20 protein-coding genes are annotated in these 22,167 nt (G+C 52.2%); 14 read left to right on the plus strand and 6 right to left on the minus strand.

Annotated elements, in window-relative coordinates:
• The first annotated feature begins 669 nt into the window (after positions 1-669).
• The 6 genes from NA197_RS06235 (at position 670) to NA197_RS06260 (ending at position 7,091) form a co-directional block, all read left to right on the plus strand.
• Positions 670-1,260, plus strand: a complete 591-nt coding sequence (locus NA197_RS06235) for a fimbrial protein (RefSeq protein ID WP_001244642.1) — start codon at positions 670-672, stop codon at positions 1,258-1,260.
• Between the two features lie 119 nt (positions 1,261-1,379).
• Positions 1,380-3,869 carry a fimbrial outer membrane usher protein StdB gene (stdB, locus tag NA197_RS06240; protein WP_064043518.1) on the plus strand — a complete coding sequence of 830 codons (2,490 nt, stop codon included), beginning with the start codon at positions 1,380-1,382 and terminating at the stop codon, positions 3,867-3,869.
• Positions 3,870-3,909: 40 nt separating this feature from the next.
• A complete protein-coding gene (stdC, locus tag NA197_RS06245; RefSeq protein ID WP_064043517.1) occupies positions 3,910-4,653 on the plus strand; it encodes a fimbrial biogenesis chaperone StdC in 744 nt (247 codons plus the stop codon).
• The gene (locus NA197_RS06250; protein WP_064043516.1) at positions 4,650-5,732 is read left to right on the plus strand and encodes a hypothetical protein; all 1,083 of its coding nucleotides are present in this window, start codon (positions 4,650-4,652) and stop codon (positions 5,730-5,732) included. Before stdC ends, NA197_RS06250 begins: the two co-directional genes overlap by 4 nt.
• Before the next feature lie 107 nt (positions 5,733-5,839).
• Complete coding sequence (locus NA197_RS06255) at positions 5,840-6,346, plus strand: CaiF/GrlA family transcriptional regulator (protein ID WP_064043515.1); 507 nt, start codon at positions 5,840-5,842, stop codon at positions 6,344-6,346.
• Positions 6,333-7,091, plus strand: a complete 759-nt coding sequence (locus tag NA197_RS06260) for a hypothetical protein (RefSeq protein WP_023232680.1) — start codon at positions 6,333-6,335, stop codon at positions 7,089-7,091. Before NA197_RS06255 ends, NA197_RS06260 begins: the two co-directional genes overlap by 14 nt.
• Positions 7,092-7,300: 209 nt before the next feature.
• Here the strand turns inward: NA197_RS06260 and NA197_RS06265 are convergent, their stop codons facing one another.
• Positions 7,301-8,155, minus strand: a complete 855-nt coding sequence (locus NA197_RS06265) for a nickel/cobalt efflux protein RcnA (RefSeq protein WP_079849404.1) — start codon at positions 8,153-8,155, stop codon at positions 7,301-7,303.
• 121 nt (positions 8,156-8,276) lie between these two features.
• On the opposite strand from NA197_RS06265, the gene rcnR reads away from it, so the two are divergent.
• A complete protein-coding gene (gene rcnR, locus NA197_RS06270) occupies positions 8,277-8,549 on the plus strand; it encodes a Ni(II)/Co(II)-binding transcriptional repressor RcnR (RefSeq protein WP_000019953.1) in 273 nt (90 codons plus the stop codon).
• A gap of 30 nt (positions 8,550-8,579) precedes the next feature.
• On the opposite strand, the gene NA197_RS06275 is transcribed toward rcnR, so the two are convergent.
• Positions 8,580-9,809: an amino acid permease gene (locus NA197_RS06275; RefSeq protein WP_000036837.1), complete on the minus strand. Its 1,230-nt coding sequence runs from the start codon at positions 9,807-9,809 to the stop codon at positions 8,580-8,582.
• Between the two features lie 141 nt (positions 9,810-9,950).
• The gene (locus NA197_RS06280) at positions 9,951-10,406 is read right to left on the minus strand and encodes a multidrug/biocide efflux PACE transporter (RefSeq protein ID WP_001519547.1); all 456 of its coding nucleotides are present in this window, start codon (positions 10,404-10,406) and stop codon (positions 9,951-9,953) included.
• Between the two features lie 103 nt (positions 10,407-10,509).
• Here NA197_RS06280 and NA197_RS06285 point away from each other — a divergent pair, with 103 nt between their 5' ends.
• The 6 genes from NA197_RS06285 (at position 10,510) to NA197_RS06310 (ending at position 17,349) form a co-directional block, all read left to right on the plus strand.
• Complete coding sequence (locus NA197_RS06285; RefSeq protein WP_001270772.1) at positions 10,510-11,373, plus strand: LysR family transcriptional regulator; 864 nt, start codon at positions 10,510-10,512, stop codon at positions 11,371-11,373.
• Positions 11,374-11,495: 122 nt separating this feature from the next.
• Positions 11,496-12,674: an acetyl-CoA C-acetyltransferase gene (locus tag NA197_RS06290; protein ID WP_000665980.1), complete on the plus strand. Its 1,179-nt coding sequence runs from the start codon at positions 11,496-11,498 to the stop codon at positions 12,672-12,674.
• Between the two features lie 429 nt (positions 12,675-13,103).
• Positions 13,104-13,940, plus strand: coding sequence for a 5-dehydro-4-deoxy-D-glucuronate isomerase (kduI, locus tag NA197_RS06295; RefSeq protein ID WP_064043413.1), 837 nt, complete (start codon positions 13,104-13,106; stop codon positions 13,938-13,940).
• 56 nt (positions 13,941-13,996) lie between these two features.
• Positions 13,997-14,758: a 2-dehydro-3-deoxy-D-gluconate 5-dehydrogenase KduD gene (gene kduD, locus NA197_RS06300; protein ID WP_000602490.1), complete on the plus strand. Its 762-nt coding sequence runs from the start codon at positions 13,997-13,999 to the stop codon at positions 14,756-14,758.
• A gap of 352 nt (positions 14,759-15,110) precedes the next feature.
• Positions 15,111-16,529, plus strand: coding sequence for an arabinose-proton symporter AraE (araE, locus tag NA197_RS06305; protein WP_000253650.1), 1,419 nt, complete (start codon positions 15,111-15,113; stop codon positions 16,527-16,529).
• Positions 16,530-16,641: 112 nt separating this feature from the next.
• Entirely contained in the window at positions 16,642-17,349 is a 708-nt protein-coding gene (locus tag NA197_RS06310) for an aspartate/glutamate racemase (RefSeq protein ID WP_064043412.1), read from the plus strand.
• Here the strand turns inward: NA197_RS06310 and NA197_RS06315 are convergent.
• Positions 17,321-18,256: a LysR family transcriptional regulator gene (locus NA197_RS06315; RefSeq protein ID WP_064043411.1), complete on the minus strand. Its 936-nt coding sequence runs from the start codon at positions 18,254-18,256 to the stop codon at positions 17,321-17,323. The two genes, NA197_RS06310 and NA197_RS06315, sit on opposite strands and share 29 nt — an antisense overlap.
• A gap of 117 nt (positions 18,257-18,373) precedes the next feature.
• Here NA197_RS06315 and lysA point away from each other — a divergent pair, with 117 nt between their 5' ends.
• Positions 18,374-19,636 (plus strand): diaminopimelate decarboxylase, encoded by a 1,263-nt coding sequence (gene lysA, locus NA197_RS06320; RefSeq protein ID WP_064043410.1) that lies wholly within the window; start codon positions 18,374-18,376, stop codon positions 19,634-19,636.
• Between the two features lie 9 nt (positions 19,637-19,645).
• Here lysA and NA197_RS06325 read toward each other — a convergent pair whose 3' ends face one another.
• Positions 19,646-20,668 carry a LacI family DNA-binding transcriptional regulator gene (locus NA197_RS06325; protein ID WP_074181622.1) on the minus strand — a complete coding sequence of 341 codons (1,023 nt, stop codon included), beginning with the start codon at positions 20,666-20,668 and terminating at the stop codon, positions 19,646-19,648.
• A 10-nt stretch (positions 20,669-20,678) separates the two neighbouring features.
• Positions 20,679-21,707, minus strand: a complete 1,029-nt coding sequence (gene galR / locus NA197_RS06330) for an HTH-type transcriptional regulator GalR (RefSeq protein ID WP_000201030.1) — start codon at positions 21,705-21,707, stop codon at positions 20,679-20,681.
• Positions 21,708-22,167 lie beyond the last annotated feature (460 nt).

Raw genomic sequence — 22,167 nt, forward strand, 5'->3', positions numbered from 1 at the left:
AGCTATTACCAGTTTGTTCTTTGCTGTCGGCATTGTTTTTAAATTTCATCCGCGAAGTTCAGAAATGTCAGGGTACCTGCATTTATATCTATTGTGATGCCCATCACAAATACAGAAGAATATCATTTCATTTATTATTTTTTATTCCTTCCACTTATGATGGTTCATAATGATTTATTAAGTTAATGTTTTGGAATTAAATGCCTTTTACTTGCGTTATATCTAGTTTTTTATGCTACCAGTAATTTCATTGTTATATATGATTAGTATTATGTTTTGTAAATATCCAGTGTAATGGAAAAGCAAAACATACATTCCAGATAACATATTACAAAATATTTCATGTCCGCTGCGAATATCTGTCTGTTAGGTATTCACCCGCTTATAATTACATTAAAAAGTATTTCTTTGATGATTATTCTTAAATTACGATCATAATCATCGATCGTATCGATCTATTTTTATTGTTTTAATTTGAATAAGAATTTTCTTACAACTGATTAGGCATTAGCTGAAATCAATATTTTTCGATGGAAAGTTCAGGTGCTTCGTTTAACACCAGGCGTTTATTATTCATACGAATCTTTTCTGAACGCTTTCATTAATACCCTCAGACTTGTTTTCAGCCTTTGCAAAATAATTCTCATTCATCCAAAGGACATATTATCTATGCGTAATAAAATAATACTTGCCATGGCGGCTGCCGGTATGATGTATGGCGCTTCTGTATTTGCCGCCGATACTACACCCACAACAGCAGGCCCGTTCGGCTCAGGTAAAATTCTTTTCACTGGTACCATCACCAACTCACCCTGTAATATCGCACCGGGCGACGATGCGATCACCGTTCCGTTTGGACAGATTTCTTACCGTAAACTGAATACCGCCGACGCAACCACGGAATCCAAACCGTTCACCATTCATCTACAGAACTGTGCATTTGATACGGATGATGCACAGCCCAATCCGAACCCGGTTGGGAAAATGTCCAAAGTGACCGTCTCTTTCTCTGGCGGAGCCGATGTAGCGAAAAAGGCTTACACCACCAACGGCGCAGCCAAACATGTTGGTGTCCAGTTACTGAAGAGTGACAACACCACAATTATCGAGCCCAACACCCCGATGCCGGATGGCGACGCTCAACAACTGCAGGCCGGAAACAACGAACTCAACTTCTTTGCCCGGCTAATAGCACTGGATAATGGCGTCACTCCCGGTGACTTCAACGCCTCCGTCACCTACACCCTGAAATACCTGTGATTTTACGCGGTAAATAACGACAGGGAGAAGCCGTCCACGGAGGGGATCGGACGGCTTTTATATCTGACTGTGCCTGCGGGCTGTCTGTTACACGGACGACAACACGAAAGCGCCATGCCATGAAAATTACCCGGCTTGCCATTCTGATTACCCTGACATTTTCCGTCCTGAAGTCGCAGGCCACGGAGTTCAATGCCAGCCTGCTGGACAGCGGGAACCTGTCTAACGTGGACCTCACGGCCTTCAGCCGCGAGGGGTATGTGGCGCCCGGTAACTATATTCTCGATATCTGGCTCAATGACCAGCCGGTACGGGAACAGTATCCGGTCAGGGTTGTACCGGTTGCCGGACTCGACGCGGCCGTCATCTGTGTGACAACAGACATGGTGGCCATGCTGGGTCTTAAGGATAAGATTATTCATGGCCTGAAACCCGTTACCGGTATCCCGGACGGGCAATGCCTTGAGCTGCGCTCCGCTGACAGTCAGGTACGGTACAGCGCTGAAAATCAGCGTCTGACCTTCATTATTCCCCAGGCCTGGATGCGTTATCAGGACCCGGACTGGGTGCCCCCTTCACGCTGGAGCGACGGCGTCACCGCTGGCCTGCTTGATTACAGCCTGATGGTCAACCGCTATATGCCGCAGCAGGGGGAAACCTCTACCAGCTACAGCCTCTACGGCACCGCCGGGTTTAATCTCGGCGCCTGGCGATTGCGGAGCGATTACCAGTACAGCCGTTTTGACAGTGGGCAGGGCGCATCACAGTCCGATTTTTATCTGCCGCAGACGTATCTGTTCCGTGCCTTGCCAGCACTGCGCTCAAAACTGACGCTCGGACAGACGTACCTCAGCTCCGCTATTTTTGACTCCTTCCGCTTTGCCGGGCTCACTTTGGCCAGCGATGAGCGCATGCTGCCGCCCTCTCTTCAGGGGTATGCCCCGAAAATTAGCGGCATTGCGAACAGTAATGCACAGGTTACCGTCAGCCAGAATGGACGCATTCTGTACCAGACCCGGGTGTCGCCGGGGCCTTTTGAGCTTCCCGACCTGAGCCAGAATATCAGCGGCAACCTGGATGTCAGCGTCCGGGAAAGCGACGGCAGCGTCCGGACCTGGCAGGTCAACACGGCCAGCGTCCCCTTTATGGCACGCCAGGGACAGGTTCGCTATAAGGTGGCCGCCGGACGTCCGCTGTACGGCGGGACGCATAACAACAGCACGGTCAGCCCTGACTTTCTGCTCGGGGAGGCCACCTGGGGAGCATTTAACAACACGTCGCTGTATGGCGGCCTCATTGCCTCCACCGGCGACTACCAGTCCGCGGCGCTCGGGATCGGCCAGAATATGGGGCTGCTGGGCGCTCTGTCTGCGGACGTCACCCGCTCAGATGCGCGGTTGCCGCATGGGAAGAAGCAGTCCGGTTACAGCTACCGTATCAACTATGCCAAAACGTTTGATAAAACCGGCAGTACCCTGGCGTTCGTCGGATACCGCTTCTCGGACCGCCATTTTCTGTCCATGCCGGAGTACCTGCAGCGTCGGGCCACCGACGGCGGCGATGCATGGCATGAAAAACAGAGCTACACCGTGACTTACAGCCAGTCCGTTCCGGTACTCAATATGAGCGCGGCCCTCTCGGTAAGCCGGCTCAATTACTGGAATGCGCAGTCCAACAATAACTACATGCTCAGCTTCAACAAGGTGTTCAGTCTCGGCGACCTTCAGGGGCTCTCGGCCTCGGTGTCGTTTGCCCGTAACCAGTACACCGGCGGGGGGAGCCAGAACCAGGTCTACGCCACCATCAGTATCCCGTGGGGAGACAGCCGCCAGGTGAGTTACAGCGTACAGAAAGATAACCGGGGCGGCCTGCAGCAGACCGTGAATTACAGCGATTTCCATAACCCGGACACCACATGGAACATCAGCGCCGGTCATAACCGCTATGACACCGGCAGCAACAGCAGCTTCAGCGGCAGCGTGCAGAGCCGTCTGCCGTGGGGCCAGGCGGCAGCGGACGCCACCCTGCAGCCCGGACAGTACCGCAGCCTGGGCCTGAGCTGGTACGGCTCGGTGACCGCCACCGCCCACGGCGCCGCCTTCAGCCAGTCGATGGCCGGGAATGAGCCTCGCATGATGATAGATACCGGAGACGTGGCCGGTGTGCCGGTGAACGGCAACAGCGGGGTGACCAACCGCTTCGGGGTGGGCGTGGTGAGCGCCGGCAGCAGCTACCGCCGCAGCGATATTTCGGTTGATGTGGCCGCCCTGCCGGAGGACGTGGACGTCAGCAGCTCCGTCATCAGCCAGGTGCTGACGGAGGGCGCGGTGGGCTACCGGAAGATTGACGCCAGCCAGGGGGAGCAGGTGCTCGGTCATATCCGGCTGGCTGATGGCGCCAGTCCACCGTTTGGCGCCCTGGTGGTGTCCGGAAAAACCGGCAGAACCGCGGGGATGGTCGGAGATGACGGTCTGGCCTACCTGACAGGCCTCAGCGGGGAAGACCGCCGGACCCTGAACGTGTCCTGGGATGGCCGGGTGCAGTGCAGGCTCACCCTACCGGAAACGGTGACACTCAGCCGGGGGCCGCTGTTACTGCCCTGCAGATAAAAATATCCCTGTCACAGAGCAGGACTAACGGAGAAAACAGGTGAAAAACAGCAGAAGAAGCCGTGTGATTTTACTCGCGCTGGCGGCAGCATGGAGCCAGTGCAGCCCGGCGGCCGTCAATGTCGACCGGACCCGTATTATCATGGATGCGCCACAGAAAACGGTGGCCATCACGCTGAATAACGATGACAAAACCACGCCGTTCCTGGCGCAGTCCTGGGTGACGGATGCTGACGGGGTGAGAACCGATGCGCTGATGGCGCTGCCGCCGCTGCAGCGTATTGATGCCGGACAGAAATCCCAGGTCCGCATTACCCAGGTTCGTGGGCTGACAGATAAGCTCCCTCAGGACAGAGAAACACTGTTCTGGTTTAACGTGCGGGGCGTTCCCCCGAAGCCGGAAGACGACAACGTCCTGCAGCTGGCCATGCAGAGCCAGTTGAAACTGTTTTACCGTCCGAAAGCCATTATCAGAAGCAGCAGTGACCAGCCGGAAAGAAAGCTGACCGCTGAGCGGAATGCGGGACACCTGACCCTCAGAAACCCGACGCCGTACTACATCACTGTGGCGTGGCTGGGAGCAGACCGTAGCCACAGGCTCAGCGGTTTCCGCGAGGGCGTGATGGTGCCGCCCCTGGGGAACCTGCCTTTAAAGGCTGTTCTGCCGGCAGAAACCCGGACGCTGTGGGTGGGGTATATTGATGATTATGGTGGACTGCAGATGAACCGCTACGCCTGCGATGCCCTGAACTGCGCGTTTAAGGACGCAGGGGCGACATCATGACAGGACGATTATTCGATATGAAATCACTGATACTGTCAGGTGTGTTTCTTTTCTTTGCTGTCTGTGATTCTGCGCGGGCAAACTACGACTGGTCAAAATGTGATGCCAATGGAAATATAAATATTCATAATATCAATCTGAGGGGAGGACAATATTTACAGGGGCAGGAACTGCAGAAGATTACTGTTCCCATAAGTTATACCTGTACTACAACATGGAGCAGTATTGGTTCACTTGTTTACTCTACAGCAGTTTCGCTTTCCAATATGAAACAGGTAGCCACTGCGCTAAAAGATCGTGGTCTTGGAATGGATATCGTTATTCAGGAAGGGAACGGGACTCCCGCGCTATTTTCATGGAAGGATATACAGGCAGGGTTTTCCGGTTGGTCCAGTTCAAAAGCATTCGGAGAACGTATGGAAGCGCAAAAAACATATAACCGGAGCGGAACGATTACAGTACGTATTTTTGTTGAACAGGTTTTCAGTAATAATTTTGTGGACATAAATATTCCGGAAAGTAAAATTAATATATATCCCTATAGCCCGTCACAACCCTCAATATCTGTTGGGCCACCAACTGTTCCATTCAGACCTTTAACTGTTTCTGCGTTTAATCTCAGGTTTATTCCTGACAACTCAGGCACGGTTATTATCTCTCCTTCTAATACTATCAAAATGGGGCATTTTTATACGGAATATAAGGAAACTATGGTGCCCAGGGAAGTACCTTTCACCGTTACAGCACAACAGAATGTCGGAACGCAGATCCCGTTCGACGCCCCACTGGCTATAGAGTTCAGGACCAACGGTCTGACACTGGCAGATGCTGACAGCACCGTGATTCTTAAGAATAATAAACAAGAAAACAATGGATTCAGACTGTCGGTAATTGATGTGGATAATAACACACCAGTTAAATTTAATATGAAAACAGATATGGGATCTATCCATCTTGATAACGGTGCCGGTGGCAAAATTATAAAACAGTATAAAGCAAAGGCCGAAGCTATACCCGGTGCGGTAATTAAAACAGGTGCTTTTTCAGCCGCAATGACAGTGATTGTTACTTACAATTAGCAGAATTAAATACCATTTACTGATAGTTAATTAAAAATAGATATAAATTTATCTTTATGATTATTTTTTTCTTCTCGGTCTTTTTCACTAAAAAACGGAGAGTCTGCATGTCTTCTGATAAATCAAAAGAGAAGATAGTTTTTTCAGGTAACGATATTCATTATCCCGGACAGACCAACCATGATGCCTGTTTTATTCCGGTAAGTGTCCGCCAGTATGCCAGCGAGCCCCTGTATATCATCGTGGCACACTGGTGCCTGTTGCAGCAGAACTGGGTTCAGCGTAACCAGATAGCAGAGGCGTTTCACATCACGGCCAGACGGGCCAGCTACCTGATTGCCTATCTGCGAAGCAAAACATCACGAGTGGTCAGCATCTGCCGTCACCAGACCCTGCCCAATAAAGCACGACGCTATGAGATTTATGTTATCCGGGTTCTTGACAGTCCCACCCCGTCCACGCGCCGTGAAAAAGCCGGACCGCCGCCGGTATCAAAACGCCGGGTCGGTAATGGTGACAGGTCGATGGCAAATGAACTGTGGAACCGGCTGTGCAGTAACAGAAATGCGGGAAAGATCCTGAAAAAGAGGGAGGATGAGGATGACAGAACATAACCGGATACCGGCCCGGCAGATTATCGTTTACGGTGACTGCTGGCCGGTGACGATCGCCGTGGCACACCTGGTCCGAAGATTTCTGCCGGGCTGCAACTGTGAAACCGCATACAGGCTGCCTGTTCTGTTGCAGCAATTACGTCGGAAACCGGAGGCCATACTGATACTGTGTCTGCGTCCCCGTGAACATCTCTTTTTGTTCTATTCCCTGAGACAGATACTGCCGGACTACCCGGTTATGATTATCAGCGATGAGCTGTTTTTCAGCGACCGGGTGGTACTGAAGGTATACGGCGGCATCCCGGCGCTGCTGGAGCAGGAACTGGCGGAGATACTTATTCGGTGGCGGCGGGATGAACAGTGGGCCGGGGGCGCACGCCTGCGCAGGACAGGAGCGCTGGACGCCTTTTTGTTATCTCCGGATCCGGTGACGGGCTTTCTGGAAGTGCCACCGATATTTAACAATCCGAAGCGGTTGATGAACTATATGGATCAGTTGATGCACCGGGAGATACTGGCATGCGGAGTGAGCCTGGCCCAGTTACGCTTGCTTCAGGAAGTTTACCGTGGACGAGGAAGGTTGTCAGCGTTGTGTGGAAGGCTGAATACACAGGAGAAGCAAATCTGGCAGGACAAATACCGGTTACTGGTGAAGCTGGGAATGCGGAACCGATTACGGGAACTGCTGTTTGGTACCCGGTTTTGTAAATCACTGCAGCGAACTCCGTTTATCGCTCCGCAATAACCCGCCTCCGGCGACCCTATCCAGAAACACTGACACGCCGGCTAAACCCGGTGGCGGTGGGGTATTTTTTGCCTGTGGTGTAGTGGAGTAAAATACAGAATTCAGGCGGGACGCTGAGTGTATGGCCTTTCATACCGTTTGATAAGTAAAAACGCTTCTGGAATGAAACCCGACGTGAATGATACGGCCTGAGCAGAAGCGTTACATATTTACTGTATGATCCCGGTATAGCCATGAATTCCCATATACACGCCGACCAGACCAATCAGAATGCTCGAAAAATAGGGCGCCCGCCGGGCAAGCGTCGAAAAACCACTCCAGCGCTTTGCTGCCTGTTGAACGCTTATCGCCGCGCCAACGCCTACCGTCACCAGTGTTAATGCCAGGCCAAGACTAAAGCTCAGCACCATCGTGGCGCCCAGCGTAAACGCTTTAAGCTGGATACAAATCAGTAAAACGGTGATCGCAGCCGGACAGGGGATAAGCCCTCCGGTCAGGCCGAACAGTAGGATCTGTCCATTAGTCACTGTTTGACCATCAAAACGGCGTTGAATATCGGCAGCATGGGCGCGTTCATGGGCATCCTGATACGCTTTTGACGTTGCGCCTTCCGGATGTATGTGACCATGATGGTCATGGTCATGGTCATGGTCATGGTCATGGTCATGGCCGTGGTCGTGGTCGTGGTCGTGGTCGTGGTGGTGGTTTCCCGCCAGCCACTGCTGCTCGCCTCGCCATGTCCGCCAGAACATCCAGCACGCGGTGCTCAGAATAATAATCGCAGAAATTAACTGCAGCCATGGTTCCACTGATTGTGCGGTGAATGCCCGGCTAAGATACATCCCACCCAGAGCGATTAACCAGACGATCGCGGTATGAGAAAGCGTTGCTGCCAGACCGAGCATGACAGCCTGTTTAACCGTACCTTTAATGGCAATGATAAAAGCCGCCATCATGGTTTTGGAGTGCCCTGGTTCAAGCCCGTGCAAAATACCTAATAAAATGGCGCTGGGAATGAAGAACCAGCCGTTTCCTTGCTGAAGAAGTGTCGAAAATTCACCCATGAGAATGATTCTTAGTTGTTTTATGTGGGCGTCATTCTACTCCCCCCCAGTATGGAATACTACCCCCCAGTAGCATCGTAATGCTATAATTTGTATTCGTTAATGTTAGTGAGGTGTTGTAATGTCACATACCATCCGGGACAAACAAAAGCTTAAAGCCAGAACCAGCAAGATTCAGGGACAGGTGATAGCGCTAAAAAAAATGCTGGATGAACCGCATGAATGCGCGGCCGTGTTACAACAGATCGCGGCGATTCGCGGCGCGGTAAATGGCTTAATGCGCGAGGTGATTAAAGGGCATCTGACCGAGCATATCGTTCATCAGAGTGATGAAGCCAGACGTGAAGAAGATCTGGACGTAATATTAAAGGTGCTGGATTCTTATATAAAATAGCCGGGAGTTATATCCCGGCTATCTTTTACTTTAGCCGAAAAACATCACCGATACGCAAAGTAAACCGACGACCAACGTAATGAAATTACCTACTGAACGGTAGGGTTTCAATGCCGGTATCAGGTACGTTGACAACGTGGGCATAATAAACAGAATCATCGCAATGAGCGGGCCGCTAATGGCATAAATCATAGAGATGGCATTCGGGTTAATACAGCAAATAATAAACGTAATCCCGGAAACCAGCATGATAGATAGTGCGCGATTGAACGCCCGGCTTTTTTTCACGCCAACCTGCTGTAGAGTGGTTCTTACCATTTCGGTTGCGCCCTCAATGACGCCGAAATAGGTGCCGAGGAAAGATTTCGACATGGCCACGACGGCAACGATAATACCGGAAATAGAGAGCCAGGCCGGCGCATTGGGCATCATCGAGAGCGCGGAAAGGATGGTAACGCCTTCGTTGCGCGCGTCTTCAATGTATGACGGCGGAATGGAGAGCAGGCAGCTAAAGACAAAGAACAGCACGCTCAGGCAGATAATCAGATAGGCGACCTTCATGATCTTTTTGCATTTATCCATGGCCTGATCGCCAAAATTTTCCCGTCTGTCGATGGCAAACGTCGAAATAATGGGCGTATGGCTAAAAGCAAAAACCATCACCGGAATAGAAATCCATACCTGATGCAACGTGTGACTATCCAAAGACATCTGCCCGGTCAGTAACGAGGGTTGCCAGCTTCCGGTTAAGTAGAGCGAAAGGAACAAGAAGTAAGCGATAAGTGGAAAGACTAAAAAGCCCATTACGCGAAGAGTGGCATGTCTTCCCATTAAGAAAATCATATTCAGGATAAGTACTACGCCGAAGCTAACTGCCATCCGGATGCGAATATCTATCTGAATATGCTTCGCTAATTGCTCTGTCAGGGAATTGGTAATCGCCACAGCATAAATTAATACCACGACAAAAAACGCAATGAAATAAAGCGTGGTAATAATACTGCCGATTTTCTTGCCGTAATAATGAGTAACGGCGCCAGTAATTCCCTCACCTGCAGAAGTCTTTGAGGAAAGAATAAACTGACACAGCGCCTTATGCGGCCAGTATGTCAGAGGCCAGGCGACCAGCGCGGTAATAAATAGCACGATTGCGCCTGCCGATCCCAACTGGATGGGAAGGAAAAGAGTGCCTGCGCCTACAGCCGTTCCGTATAATGCAAAACTCCAGAGAGTCTCATCTTTTGACCAAATTTTAGACATTATTTGAATTTATCAACTATAAAACACACAAAAAGAAGCGCAATTTACCATAAATAGCGTCAGTTGGGGGCGTTTTAAGCAGATGGATGTCGTGGAGGAGGAGGGCCGGGAGCGTTGCGATCCCGGCAAAAAAGAGCAATATCATGCACTAACGCGCTGTTGGCGGCGGGTCACTATTCGCTGGCGTAAAACATCGTATGCCCAGTTGTACAGCATCGTGTACGGCAAAAAGAACAGGAAGAAACCAATTTCCAGGGTGAATGCTTGTAGCAGGCTGACATTCAGTACCCAGGCGACAATACTCACGCCAATGACAATAAACCCACTTTCAAATCCTAACGCATGGAGTGCGCGCACTTTGGCGGTTCGTCTCACCTGATGCGCGGGCCACAGTCGATCAAACAGAGCGTTATAAATGATATTCCAGATCATGGCCGTCGTTGCCAGCAATATCGTCAGGCCGCCCATCTCCAGCACCGAGCGCTGCATTAGCCAGGCGGTCGTTGGCGCCAGTATCGCAGTCGCAATACCTTCAAAACAGACAGCATGAAAAATACGCTCCGGCAGCGAGCGACGTTGTATGGCGTCATGTTGCATAAACGAAAAAACCTTACTCTTAATCAAACTAAAGAAATTTCCGCTATTTTATCGTTTAATGTGATACCTAAAAGATAACATCCATCGATAAAGTAGATAGGTTATGCGTTACTCACCTGAAGCGTTAATGGCATTTGTTGAGACCGTCTCTTGCGGTTCGTTTTCTGCGGCGGCGCGCCGCCTGCGTAAAAGCCAGTCCACCATTAGTACCGCCATTGCGCATCTGGAGGCGGATCTGGGATTTTCATTATTTGATCGATCATCGCGCCAGCCCGTTCTGACCGAAGAAGGAAAACGGGTGCTTAGCTATGTTCAGGCTATTTTATCGGCGAGCGACCGTCTGGATGAGGTGGCGCTGACGTTATCCGGCGAGACGGAGGCAAGACTCACGTTTGTCCTCTCTGATACCCTGCATCCTGACAGTCTGGAAGAGTTAATGGCGCAGTTTGATCGTCAATTTCCGCATACCGAGTTTGAATGTTTGATCGGAGAAAATGATGATGTCATCGACCTGCTGCAAAAAGGGCGCGCCCAGATAGGTCTGATTGAAGCGCGTGATGACTATCCCACAGACATTGGCGCGACGCGTCTGCCTGTTCAAAGCTGGATGGGGGTTTATGTGGCGACCACGCATCCGTTGGCGTCGCAGACGAACCTGCAATGGGAACAACTGCATACCTGGCGCGAGCTGCGTCTGAATACCTACCTTGAATCTAACGCCAACATTACGCACGGCCCGGCCTGGTCAGCGCCAAACTATTTATTACTGTTGAGCATGGCGGTTCAGGGATTTGGCTGGTGCGTATTGCCCTGCGCGCTGGTGGAAGAGTTTGCGGCGGAAAAACCGCTGGCGCAACTGGATGTTCCTGGCTGGCCGAGGGCGATTGCTATTGATTTGTTGTGGAACAAGAAGACGCCGCCCGGAACGGCGGGGAACTGGCTTCGCTACCATTTGCAGCAGAAATAAGCTGCGCCACCGTCAAATCAGCGTCATTTCCTTTGTGATAAAACTCACTTTTTTTAAACAATCAAGATAACTAATTTTAACAATGCTCTACTATGGCGGTGTCATTTTGCGCTGAGGTGGTAATGAAAGAGGTTGTGATAGTGGGGGCTTTACGGACACCCATCGGCTGTTTTCAGGGAACGCTGGCCCGTCATTCCGCCGTCGAGCTGGGGAGTATGGTCGTAAAAGCGTTAATTGAGCGCACCGGCGTGGACGCTAATGCTATCGATGAGGTCATCCTCGGTCAGGTACTGACGGCTGGCGCCGGGCAGAATCCGGCGCGCCAGTCAGCCATCAAAGGAGGGCTGCCGACTACCGTTTCCGCTATTACCATTAATGACGTTTGTGGTTCCGGTTTAAAAGCGTTGCACCTGGCGACGCAGGCTATTCAGTGCGGCGAAGCGGACATTGTTATTGCGGGCGGGCAGGAGAATATGAGCCGTGCGCCGCATGTCCTCAATGACAGCCGTACCGGCGCGTTGCCTGATGCCGACAATCTGGTGGATAGTCTGGTACATGATGGCTTATGGGATGCCTTCAACGATTATCACATTGGCGTGACGGCAGAAAACCTGGCGCGGGAATATGGCATCAGCCGCGAGTTACAGGATGCTTATGCGCTCAGTTCGCAACAAAAAGCCAGGGCCGCGATTGATACCGGACGTTTTAAAGATGAGATTGTCCCCATCGTCACGCAACGTAATGGGCAGACCGCAATTGTCGATACGGATGAACAACCGCGGGCCGACGCCAGTGCGGAGGGGTTAGCCCTGCTGCATCCGGCGTTTGATAGTTTAGGTTCGGTGACGGCGGGTAATGCCTCCTCAATCAACGATGGCGCCGCCGCGGTGATGATGATGAGCGAGGCGAAAGCCCAGGCGCTGGGGCTGCCGGTGCTGGCGCGCATCCGCGCGTTTGCCAGCGTCGGCGTCGATCCTGCGCTAATGGGGATTGCGCCGGTATATGCTACCCGGCGCTGTCTGGAGCGTGCCGGCTGGCAACTGACGGAGGTCGACCTTATCGAAGCCAACGAAGCGTTTGCCGCCCAGGCGTTGTCGGTAGGAAAAATGCTGGAATGGGATGAGCGACGGGTAAACGTTAATGGCGGCGCGATTGCGCTGGGGCATCCCATTGGCGCTTCCGGCTGTCGAATTCTGGTTTCACTGGTGCACGAAATGGTTAAACGCGACGCGCGAAAAGGCCTGGCGACGCTGTGTATTGGTGGCGGCCAGGGCGTTGCTTTAACCATTGAACGCGATTGATCCTGCGCCAGCCATCCTTTTTCTGCTTCATTATTCCGTCATAAAAAGCCCTCTATCACGAGGGCAAAGCCAGTGACAGAACCCCCTTTTTCGTTATAGCGCAGAACGTCTTGCCGCGTCGGGCATTGCAGACGCATACCGCTTTTAATTCAATTCGCACATCAGACCCCGTTCCAAAACAAGCTCCAATTTTTATCTGAGTAACCGCATACAGCACTTGGCGCACATGTCTGAAAATCAGACAAGTGTGTAAGTTTTAGCGCCGATCGTGATCGCTACAGCAGTTTTAAAAATAACCAACCATATAAATGAAACGTTGTTTTATTTATTGTTGAAAACCTTTATCCAGGCGACTATGATGCCGTTAAATAAATCAAAACAGTGTTTTGATTTTATGCCGTTGCGATCGATTTATCATTGGAGGGAAAAGTGGACGTAAGGCAAAGTATCCATAGCGAGCACGCTAAAACGCTGGACACCCAGGCGCTGCGACGCGAGTTTTTAATAGAAAATATTTTTGTCGCTGATGAATATACGATGGTCTACAGCCATATCGACCGTATTATTGTCGGCGGCATTATGCCCGTCAGCCATCCCGTTGAAATCGGCGGAGAAGTAGGTAAACAGCTTGGCGTTTCCCGATTACTGGACCGCCGCGAGCTGGGCGTCATTAATATTGGCGGCGCGGGCGCCATTATCGTTGACGGGCAGCGCCATGACATTGGTCATCGTGATGCTCTGTATATTGGTAAAGGGGCGAAAGAGCTGGTCTTCGTCAGCAATGAGGCGAGCAGACCGGCGAAGTTTTATTACAACTGCGCGCCAGCGCATACCGCTTATCCGACGAAAAAAGTGTCGCCTGCCGACGTTGCGCCCGTCACCTTAGGCGATAACCTCACCAGTAACCGTCGCACCATCAATAAATACTTCGTACCGGATGTACTGGAAACCTGTCAGCTCAGTATGGGACTCACCGAACTGGCGCCCGGCAATCTATGGAACACCATGCCATGCCATACCCATGAGCGCCGTATGGAAGTGTACCTCTATTTCAATATGGAAGAGGACAGTTGCGTTTTCCATATGATGGGGCAGCCTCAGGAAACCCGTCATATTGTGATGCGTAATGAACAGGCGGTTATTTCCCCAAGCTGGTCAATACATTCTGGCGTTGGCACCAAAGCCTGTACGTTTATTTGGGGCATGGTGGGAGAAAATCAGGTCTTCGATGACATGGATCACGTTGCGGTACAAGATCTGCGCTAGTCGCGACCGGTGATAACGCCTGTGCGTGACAGGCATGACAAAAATAAGGATTAACAATGATTTTGAATGCATTTTCTCTTGAAGGTAAAGTCGCGGTTGTGACGGGGTGCGATACCGGATTGGGGCAGGGGATGGCGTTAGGGCTGGCGGAAGCGGGCTGTGACATTGTTGGTATTAACATTGTTGAACCGACGGAAACTATTGCGCGCGTCACCGCTCTGGGACGTCGTTTTTTAAGCCTGACAGCCGATCTGCGTCAAATCGATGGCATTCCGGCATTACTGGAACGGGCGGTGGCAGAATACGGTCATATTGATATTCTGGTGAATAACGCGGGTTTGATCCGTCGTGAAGATGCGATTGATTTCACGGAAAAAGACTGGGATGACGTCATGAACCTGAACATCAAGAGCGTGTTCTTTATGTCTCAGGCGGCGGCAAAACATTTTATTGCCCAGGGCAACGGCGGCAAAATTATTAATATCGCGTCTATGCTTTCCTTCCAGGGCGGCATTCGCGTTCCGTCTTATACCGCGTCGAAAAGCGGCGTAATGGGAATAACGCGTCTGATGGCGAACGAGTGGGCGAAACACAATATCAATGTAAACGCCATCGCGCCGGGCTATATGTCCACGAATAATACCCAGCAATTGCGCGCTGATGCACAACGTAGCGCCGAAATTCTCGACCGTATTCCGGCTGGACGTTGGGGACTACCGGGCGATTTAATGGGGCCGGTAGTCTTCCTGGCATCCAGCGCTGCTGATTATATTAACGGCTATACCATAGCGGTAGATGGCGGTTGGCTGGCGCGTTAATCCGCTACTGACAAATGCGTTTCTGGGAAAATCGACGCTTTGGCCGAAAAACTGATAAAGCCCTGTCCTGGTACAGGGTTTTTTTATGATCTCATTAGCATAGTCCATATTGTGGGTTTAACTTAATCCATATATTGTTAAATAATAGCTATGATCAATGCTTTAACTTATTGAAATATTGGTGGTTTGAAAAAATACCCGGCAACGGCGTTAAATTTAAAAAGTGTAATATCCATCACATATCGCTATAGCGTAGCCATTTAATCCATATTTATGCCGTTTCCAGCCTGACACTTGAGGAAGAGTATCCCGTACTTTCAGGCTATGTCTTACTCTGTTGTGGCAGGAAAATATGGTCTCTATTAATCATGACTCTGCTTTAACGCCGCGTTCGCTTCGCGACACACGACGTATGAATATGTTTGTTTCGGTTTCTGCAGCGGTAGCGGGACTGTTATTTGGTCTGGATATCGGCGTTATCGCCGGGGCGCTGCCTTTTATTACCGACCATTTCGTACTGACCAGCCGGCTGCAGGAGTGGGTCGTCAGCAGTATGATGCTTGGCGCGGCAATTGGCGCATTATTTAACGGCTGGCTTTCATTCCGGCTGGGGCGTAAGTATAGCCTGATGGCTGGCGCGATTTTGTTCGTGCTCGGCTCGCTGGGGTCGGCGTTTGCTTCCAGCGTGGAAGTATTGATTGGCGCCCGCGTGATACTGGGCGTAGCAGTAGGGATTGCGTCCTATACCGCGCCGCTTTATCTCTCTGAAATGGCAAGTGAAAATGTTCGCGGCAAAATGATCAGTATGTATCAACTGATGGTGACGTTAGGCATTGTGCTGGCTTTTTTATCCGATACGGCATTCAGCTACAGCGGCAACTGGCGCGCGATGTTGGGCGTGCTGGCGCTGCCTGCGGTGTTGCTCATTATTCTGGTGGTATTCCTGCCGAATAGTCCGCGTTGGCTGGCGCAAAAAGGTCGCCATATTGAAGCGGAAGAGGTGCTGCGTATGCTGCGCGATACCTCGGAAAAAGCCCGTGATGAACTGAATGAGATTCGGGAAAGCCTCAAACTCAAGCAGGGAGGGTGGGCATTATTTAAAGCTAACCGCAATGTTCGCCGCGCCGTGTTCCTCGGTATGCTGCTACAGGCAATGCAGCAGTTCACCGGCATGAACATCATTATGTACTATGCGCCGCGCATTTTTAAAATGGCCGGCTTTACCACCACGGAACAGCAAATGATCGCCACGCTGGTGGTTGGACTGACTTTTATGTTCGCGACGTTTATCGCCGTCTTTACGGTCGATAAGGCCGGGCGTAAACCGGCGTTAAAAATCGGTTTCAGCGTAATGGCGTTAGGGACATTGGTGTTGGGCTACTGCCTGATGCAGTTTGATAACGGTACGGCATCAAGCGGTCTCTCCTGGCTTTCCGTTGGGATGACGATGATGTGTATCGCCGGTTACGCGATGAGCGCCGCTCCGGTGGTGTGGATACTGTGTTCGGAAATCCAGCCGCTGAAATGCCGTGATTTTGGCATTACCTGTTCAACCACGACAAACTGGGTATCGAACATGATCATCGGCGCGACATTCCTGACACTGTTGGACAGCATTGGCGCGGCAGGTACATTCTGGCTCTACACCGCGCTGAATATCGCTTTTATCGGCATCACTTTCTGGCTGATTCCGGAAACCAAAAATGTCACCCTGGAGCATATCGAACGCAAGCTAATGGCGGGCGAGAAGCTAAGAAATATTGGCGTGTAATCCCCCCTCCCATGCCGGATGACGCCTGTTATCCGGCATGATGAAAAATAGACTGGAAACGGATGTGTAAGTTTGCTTCACTGCCATAATGCTTTAAAAAAAGGAGAGCGCAGTGAAAACGATCGGACTGTTGGGGGGGATGAGCTGGGAATCGACTATCCCTTATTACCGTTTAATCAATGAAGGCATTAAACAGCAGCTGGGAGGCCTGCACTCGGCGAGCTTACTGCTGCATAGCGTAGATTTCCACGATATTGAAGTATGTCAACGCCGCGGCGAGTGGGATAAAGCGGGCGATATCCTGGCGCAGGCCGCCCAGGGGTTACAGCAGGCGGGCGCAGAAGGCATTGTGCTGTGTACCAACACCATGCATAAAATCGCGCACATTATTGAATCTCGTTGTTCTCTGCCTTTCCTGCACATCGCGGATGCTACCGGGCGAGCTATCGCCCGTCAGGGGTTGCATCGCGTGGCGCTATTAGGGACTCGCTATACGATGGAGCAAGATTTTTATCGCGGGCGGCTGGAACAGCAATTTGCGATTGAGACCATCGTGCCGGAGGCGGACGATCGGGCGCGTATCAATCAGGTCATTTTTGACGAGCTCTGTCAGGGGACATTCACCGACGCGTCGCGCCACTATTATTTACAGGTTATCGAACAACTGGCTGCGCAAGGCGCGCAGGGCGTTATTTTTGGCTGCACTGAAATAGGTTTGCTTGTTCCCCAGACGCAAAGCGCGCTACCGGTTTTCGATACCACGGCAATTCATGCCGCAGATGCCGTGAGCTTTATGCTTTCGTCATCGGCCTCAGAATAACCTCCAGCGGTTCGACCAGGCGCGAAAGATGCGTTTGTAAATGCTTACTGAAGGCGTCAACCAGCGCGGAGGCGGGGCGGTGTAGCGGGCGAATCAGGCTGACGGTAAAGGGCACGTCAATGCTGAAGCGGCGAACGGTGACGCCGCTGGCGGCATAGTCCAGCGCGGTCAGCGGGTTAACGATCGAAACGCCCGCCCCGGCGCGCACCATCGCGCAGACGGAGGCCGCGCTATGCGTTTCCACCACCATTCTGCGCTTCACCTGATGTTCGGCAAATAACGTATCCAACAACTGTCGATAGCTGTCCAGGCGGGAGAGGCTGATAAAGTTTTCCCCCTGAAAATCGTCTGGCGTCAGTACCGTTTTGGCGGCAAGCGGATGGTCGCAGGGCAGTACGCACACTTCATTTAGCGTTAGTAACTCGGTGCGGGTTGTTCCTGCCGGGGCATGAAGCGTCTCCGTCAGCCCTAAGTCGTGGCGCTGGGCGGAGAGCCACTCTTCCAGCAACGGCGACTCCTGCGGCACAATATTCAGGCTGACATCCGGATAACGCGCCAGAAAAGGCGGTAGTAACGGCGGCAAAAAGGATTGTGAAAAGACCGGCAGGCAGGCGATAGAGAGCTCGCCCTGACGGAACTCGCGCAGACTTTCCGCCGCGCTGACGATGCGATCCAACCCATACCAGGAGCGTTGTACCTCTTCGAACAGGCGTAGCCCTTGCACCGTCGGATGTAAGCGCCCACGTGTGCGCTCAAACAGCGTTAATCCCAGCACTTTCTCAAAACGCGCCAGCTCGCGACTGACGGTAGGCTGCGAGGTATGCAGCAGCCGCGCCGCTTCGGTGAGGTTTCCGGCGGTCATTACGGCATGAAAAATTTCAATGTGACGTAAATTAACGGCAGCCATACGTTTCCCTGAATCATTTATCCCATATCATTTTTGCATAGACTGACAATAAAACGATATTTTTTATTCTTTCTAAGGTATGGCGTAATCGTTAAAAAGCCTGTTCCGGAGTTTGTTATGTCATTGCCGCATTATCACGCTGAAACTGACCTTAACGCTGAAAATTTGCTCAGATTGCCTGCTGAATTCGGCTGTCCGGTCTGGGTCTATGACGCGCACATTATTCGCCGTCAGATAGCCGCCCTGCAGCAGTTTGACGTCGTGCGTTTTGCGCAAAAAGCCTGTTCGAACATTCATATCCTGCGCTTAATGCGCGCGCAGGGCGTCAAGGTGGATTCTGTTTCATTGGGAGAGATCGAACGTGCGCTGGCGGCGGGCTACGATCCGCAAACGTGCCCTGATGATATCGTTTTTACCGCCGATGTGATTGACGCCGCCACGCTGGCGCGCGTCAGCGAACTGCATATTCCGGTCAATGCCGGCTCGGTAGATATGCTGACGCAGCTTGGTCAGGTTTCGCCTGGGCATCGCGTCTGGTTGCGCGTGAATCCTGGCTTTGGTCACGGCCACAGCCAGAAAACCAACACCGGGGGCGAAAACAGCAAACACGGCATCTGGCATAGCGATCTTCCGGCGGCGCTGGCGGTAATGCAGAAATACCGACTGAAACTTGTCGGTATCCATATGCACATTGGTTCCGGCGTCGATTATGGCCATCTGGAGCAGGTTTGCGGCGCGATGGTACGCCAGGTGCTGGAATGCGGTCAGGATTTGGACGCGATTTCGGCAGGCGGCGGACTCTCGATACCTTATCGTGAGGGAGAAGAGCCCGTTGATACGCGCCATTACTATGGTCTGTGGAACGCGGCGCGCGAGCAAATCGCCCGCCATCTGGGACATGCGGTCAAACTTGAGATCGAACCCGGACGTTATCTGGTGGCGCAATCGGGCGTGCTGGTAACGCAGGTGCGTAGCGTAAAACAGATGGGAAGCCGCCATTTCGTGCTGGTAGATGCGGGTTTTAACGATCTGATGCGCCCGGCGATGTACGGTAGCTATCACCGTATTTCGGCGCTGGCGGCGGATGGTCGCGCGCTTGAAAATGGCCCGTGGGTCGAGACGGTGGTCGCCGGGCCGCTATGCGAATCAGGCGATGTTTTTACGCAGCAGGAAGGGGGAATGGTTGAAACACGCGCCTTACCTGCGGTCATCCCCGGCGATTACCTCGTATTGCACGATACCGGCGCGTACGGCGCGTCTATGTCATCGAATTACAACAGCCGCCCGCTCCTGCCGGAAGTACTGTTTGACAATGGACAGGCGCGGCTGATCCGCCGTCGTCAGACCATTGAAGAGCTGTTAGCGCTGGAGATGCTCTGAAGCGCATCATTAGGCCGGACGTTGAAAAAACGGGCCTGCGGCGACGGACTCGCGCAGAATCAGCGTGCCGGTAAAGGGTGGGATCGGGGCGACCGGCTCGCTGTTCGCCAGACGAACGGCCTGATCGATCGCGGTGGCTATCATATCCTCGATGGGTAAATAGACTGTTGAAAGCCCCGGTTCAAGCCAGGTTGCGCCCGGCGCATCGTCAAAACCAAACAGCGACACATCCTGCGGGATGCGTAATCCGGCCTGGCGCAGCGCTTTTGCCGCGCCCAGCGCCGTGTCATCATTACAGGCGAATAGCGCGCTAAACGTGACGCCTTCCTCCAGTAATTCCCGGCAGGCGTCATAGCCGCGCGTCAGCGTGTAATCGCCGTATTTCACTTTTGCCGGTTGCCAGGGGATGCCATATTTTTCCAGCGCCTTGCGATAACCCGCTACGCGTGATGTGCCGGTGGGAGTATGAACAGGCAGCGTAATACAGGCGATATCGCGATGGCCCTGCGTAATCAGATATTCCACCGCCTGGAATGCCGCCGTCTCCTGCTCGAAGAAAATAGCGCGATCGCGGGCCTGAGTGACGTTGCGATTAATAATCACCAGCGGCATTTCCGTGGCGTCAATCAACGACAAAATCGCCAGCTCATCCATATAGCGAGTGTAAAGAATAATAGCGTCGCACTGTCTGTCGGCCAATATTTGTACGGCTTTCTGCTCTCGTTCCGGCGTATCGTGACCATCGGTGACGATCAACTGCTTGTTATGCAACTCCGCCTGGCGCGACGCCCGGCGCAACAAACTGCCAAAATAGAAGCCGTCAAACGTAGAGACGACCAGACCGATGCTGTTGCTGGTGCGATTCGCCAGCGAGCGTGCCAGCAGGTTAGGGCGATAGTCCAGAGCCTGCATCGCCGTAAACACTTTCTGGCGCGTACTTTCTTTTACCTGCCCCGTTCCATTTAGCACCCGTGAGACGGTGGCCTTTGATACGCCCGCATGGCGGGAAACATCCAGCATTGTCGCCATCATGCTACCCTGATTAATCGGTTGTCGACAGGTGTCCGGTATCCGTCGGCGTGGATACCGAATGTCGGCGTACCAGTGTCGGACTAAATACATGAGTTACTTCTGGCGTAGGGCATTTCCCTGCCAGCGCTAACGCCAGCTCCGCCGCCTGTGTCGCCATGGTGACGATCGGATACCGAATGGTAGTCAGTCGGGGACGCACATAGCGTGAGACCAGTACATCATCAAAACCGATGAGCGATACTTCGCCCGGCACCCCCACGCCATTATCATTTAATACTCCCATTGCGCCGGCCGCCATCGAGTCGTTATAGCAGGCCACCGCGGTAAAATTTCTGCCGCGACCTAATAACTCAGTCATCGCCTGCTCGCCGCCGCTTTCATCCGGTTCGCCGAACGTCACCAGCCGATCGTTAGCCGGGATATGGCTTTCCGCCAGCGCATCGTAATAGCCCCTCAGGCGATCTTCGGCATCAGAGATGGTGTGGTTGGAACAGATATACCCAATACGCGTATGACCTTGCTGGATCAGATGTCGGGTCGCCAGCCATGCCCCGTAACGGTCATCCAGCGCGACACAGCGGTGTTCTAACCCCGGTAAAATGCGGTTAATCAGCACCATGCCGGGGATTTGCTTCATTAATGAGGCCAGGTCCGCATCCGGAATCATTTTGGCGTGTACCACTAACGCTGCGCAACGATGACGAATCAACTGTTCAATAGCCTGACGCTCTTTTTGTTCGTTATGATACCCGTTGCCAATCAGTAAAAAATTGCCGGTGTGATACGCCACCTGTTCAACGGCTTTCACCATCGCGCCGAAAAAAGGATCGGAAACGTCGCCGACCACCAGACCGAGGGTTTCCGTTGCCTGCTGTGCCAGCGCGCGCGCGTTGGCGTTAGGGTGATAGCTCAGGGACTCCATTGCGCTGGTCACCGCCAGCCGGGACGCTTCGCTGGCTTTTGGCGAATCGTTAATAACGCGAGAAACGGTGGCGACTGAAACACCGGCCAGTCGGGCTACATCTTTTATGGTCGCCATGATAATACCTATAGTGGGTAAACGCTTACATTACGCCAGTTTTACGGAAAATGAACGTCTGTTCAAGCCTCTTGCCCCGCCGTGTCGGGCAAATGTGACCTGCACGGGAGAAATGCGTCTGTAAAGTGACAATACAAATCTTTCGTTACAGTTTGCGAAGCGCTGTTGCGATTGTCTGCTGGCAGGCCAGCGAGTCAGGTTGATAGAGTGGTGATCCCAGAGGTATTGATAGGTGGAATCAACGTCATTGTTGATCACACGAATTACACCAACCTGCGTAGAGATGCGCAGGTTTTTTTTTGTTTCGCCTGAACCTGTAACAGTAACGGATAATTTACACAACTCGTTGCATTTCCGTTTATTCCTTTGCGTTTTCGGACTGGCGATGCAGACGCGCGAAGCCCACAATCAAGATCCCAGAGGTATTGATTGGTGAGATTATTCGGTACGCTCTTCGTAC

It is taken from the genome of Salmonella sp. NW884, from assembly GCF_051700745.1.
Classification (GTDB): domain Bacteria; phylum Pseudomonadota; class Gammaproteobacteria; order Enterobacterales; family Enterobacteriaceae; genus Salmonella; species Salmonella enterica.

Coding starts and splice junctions, on each gene's coding strand:
- NA197_RS06235 (WP_001244642.1), top strand. CDS start 670: ATGCGTAATAAAATAATACTTGCCATGGCGGCTGCCGGTATGATGTAT.
- stdB (WP_064043518.1), top strand. CDS start 1,380: ATGAAAATTACCCGGCTTGCCATTCTGATTACCCTGACATTTTCCGTC.
- NA197_RS06250 (WP_064043516.1), top strand. CDS start 4,650: ATGACAGGACGATTATTCGATATGAAATCACTGATACTGTCAGGTGTG.
- NA197_RS06255 (WP_064043515.1), top strand. CDS start 5,840: ATGTCTTCTGATAAATCAAAAGAGAAGATAGTTTTTTCAGGTAACGAT.
- NA197_RS06260 (WP_023232680.1), top strand. CDS start 6,333: ATGACAGAACATAACCGGATACCGGCCCGGCAGATTATCGTTTACGGT.
- NA197_RS06265 (WP_079849404.1), bottom strand. CDS start 8,155: ATGGGTGAATTTTCGACACTTCTTCAGCAAGGAAACGGCTGGTTCTTC.
- rcnR (WP_000019953.1), top strand. CDS start 8,277: ATGTCACATACCATCCGGGACAAACAAAAGCTTAAAGCCAGAACCAGC.
- NA197_RS06275 (WP_000036837.1), bottom strand. CDS start 9,809: ATGTCTAAAATTTGGTCAAAAGATGAGACTCTCTGGAGTTTTGCATTA.
- NA197_RS06280 (WP_001519547.1), bottom strand. CDS start 10,406: ATGCAACATGACGCCATACAACGTCGCTCGCTGCCGGAGCGTATTTTT.
- NA197_RS06285 (WP_001270772.1), top strand. CDS start 10,510: ATGCGTTACTCACCTGAAGCGTTAATGGCATTTGTTGAGACCGTCTCT.
- NA197_RS06290 (WP_000665980.1), top strand. CDS start 11,496: ATGAAAGAGGTTGTGATAGTGGGGGCTTTACGGACACCCATCGGCTGT.
- kduD (WP_000602490.1), top strand. CDS start 13,997: ATGATTTTGAATGCATTTTCTCTTGAAGGTAAAGTCGCGGTTGTGACG.
- araE (WP_000253650.1), top strand. CDS start 15,111: ATGGTCTCTATTAATCATGACTCTGCTTTAACGCCGCGTTCGCTTCGC.
- NA197_RS06315 (WP_064043411.1), bottom strand. CDS start 18,256: ATGGCTGCCGTTAATTTACGTCACATTGAAATTTTTCATGCCGTAATG.
- lysA (WP_064043410.1), top strand. CDS start 18,374: ATGTCATTGCCGCATTATCACGCTGAAACTGACCTTAACGCTGAAAAT.
- NA197_RS06325 (WP_074181622.1), bottom strand. CDS start 20,668: ATGATGGCGACAATGCTGGATGTTTCCCGCCATGCGGGCGTATCAAAG.
- galR (WP_000201030.1), bottom strand. CDS start 21,707: ATGGCGACCATAAAAGATGTAGCCCGACTGGCCGGTGTTTCAGTCGCC.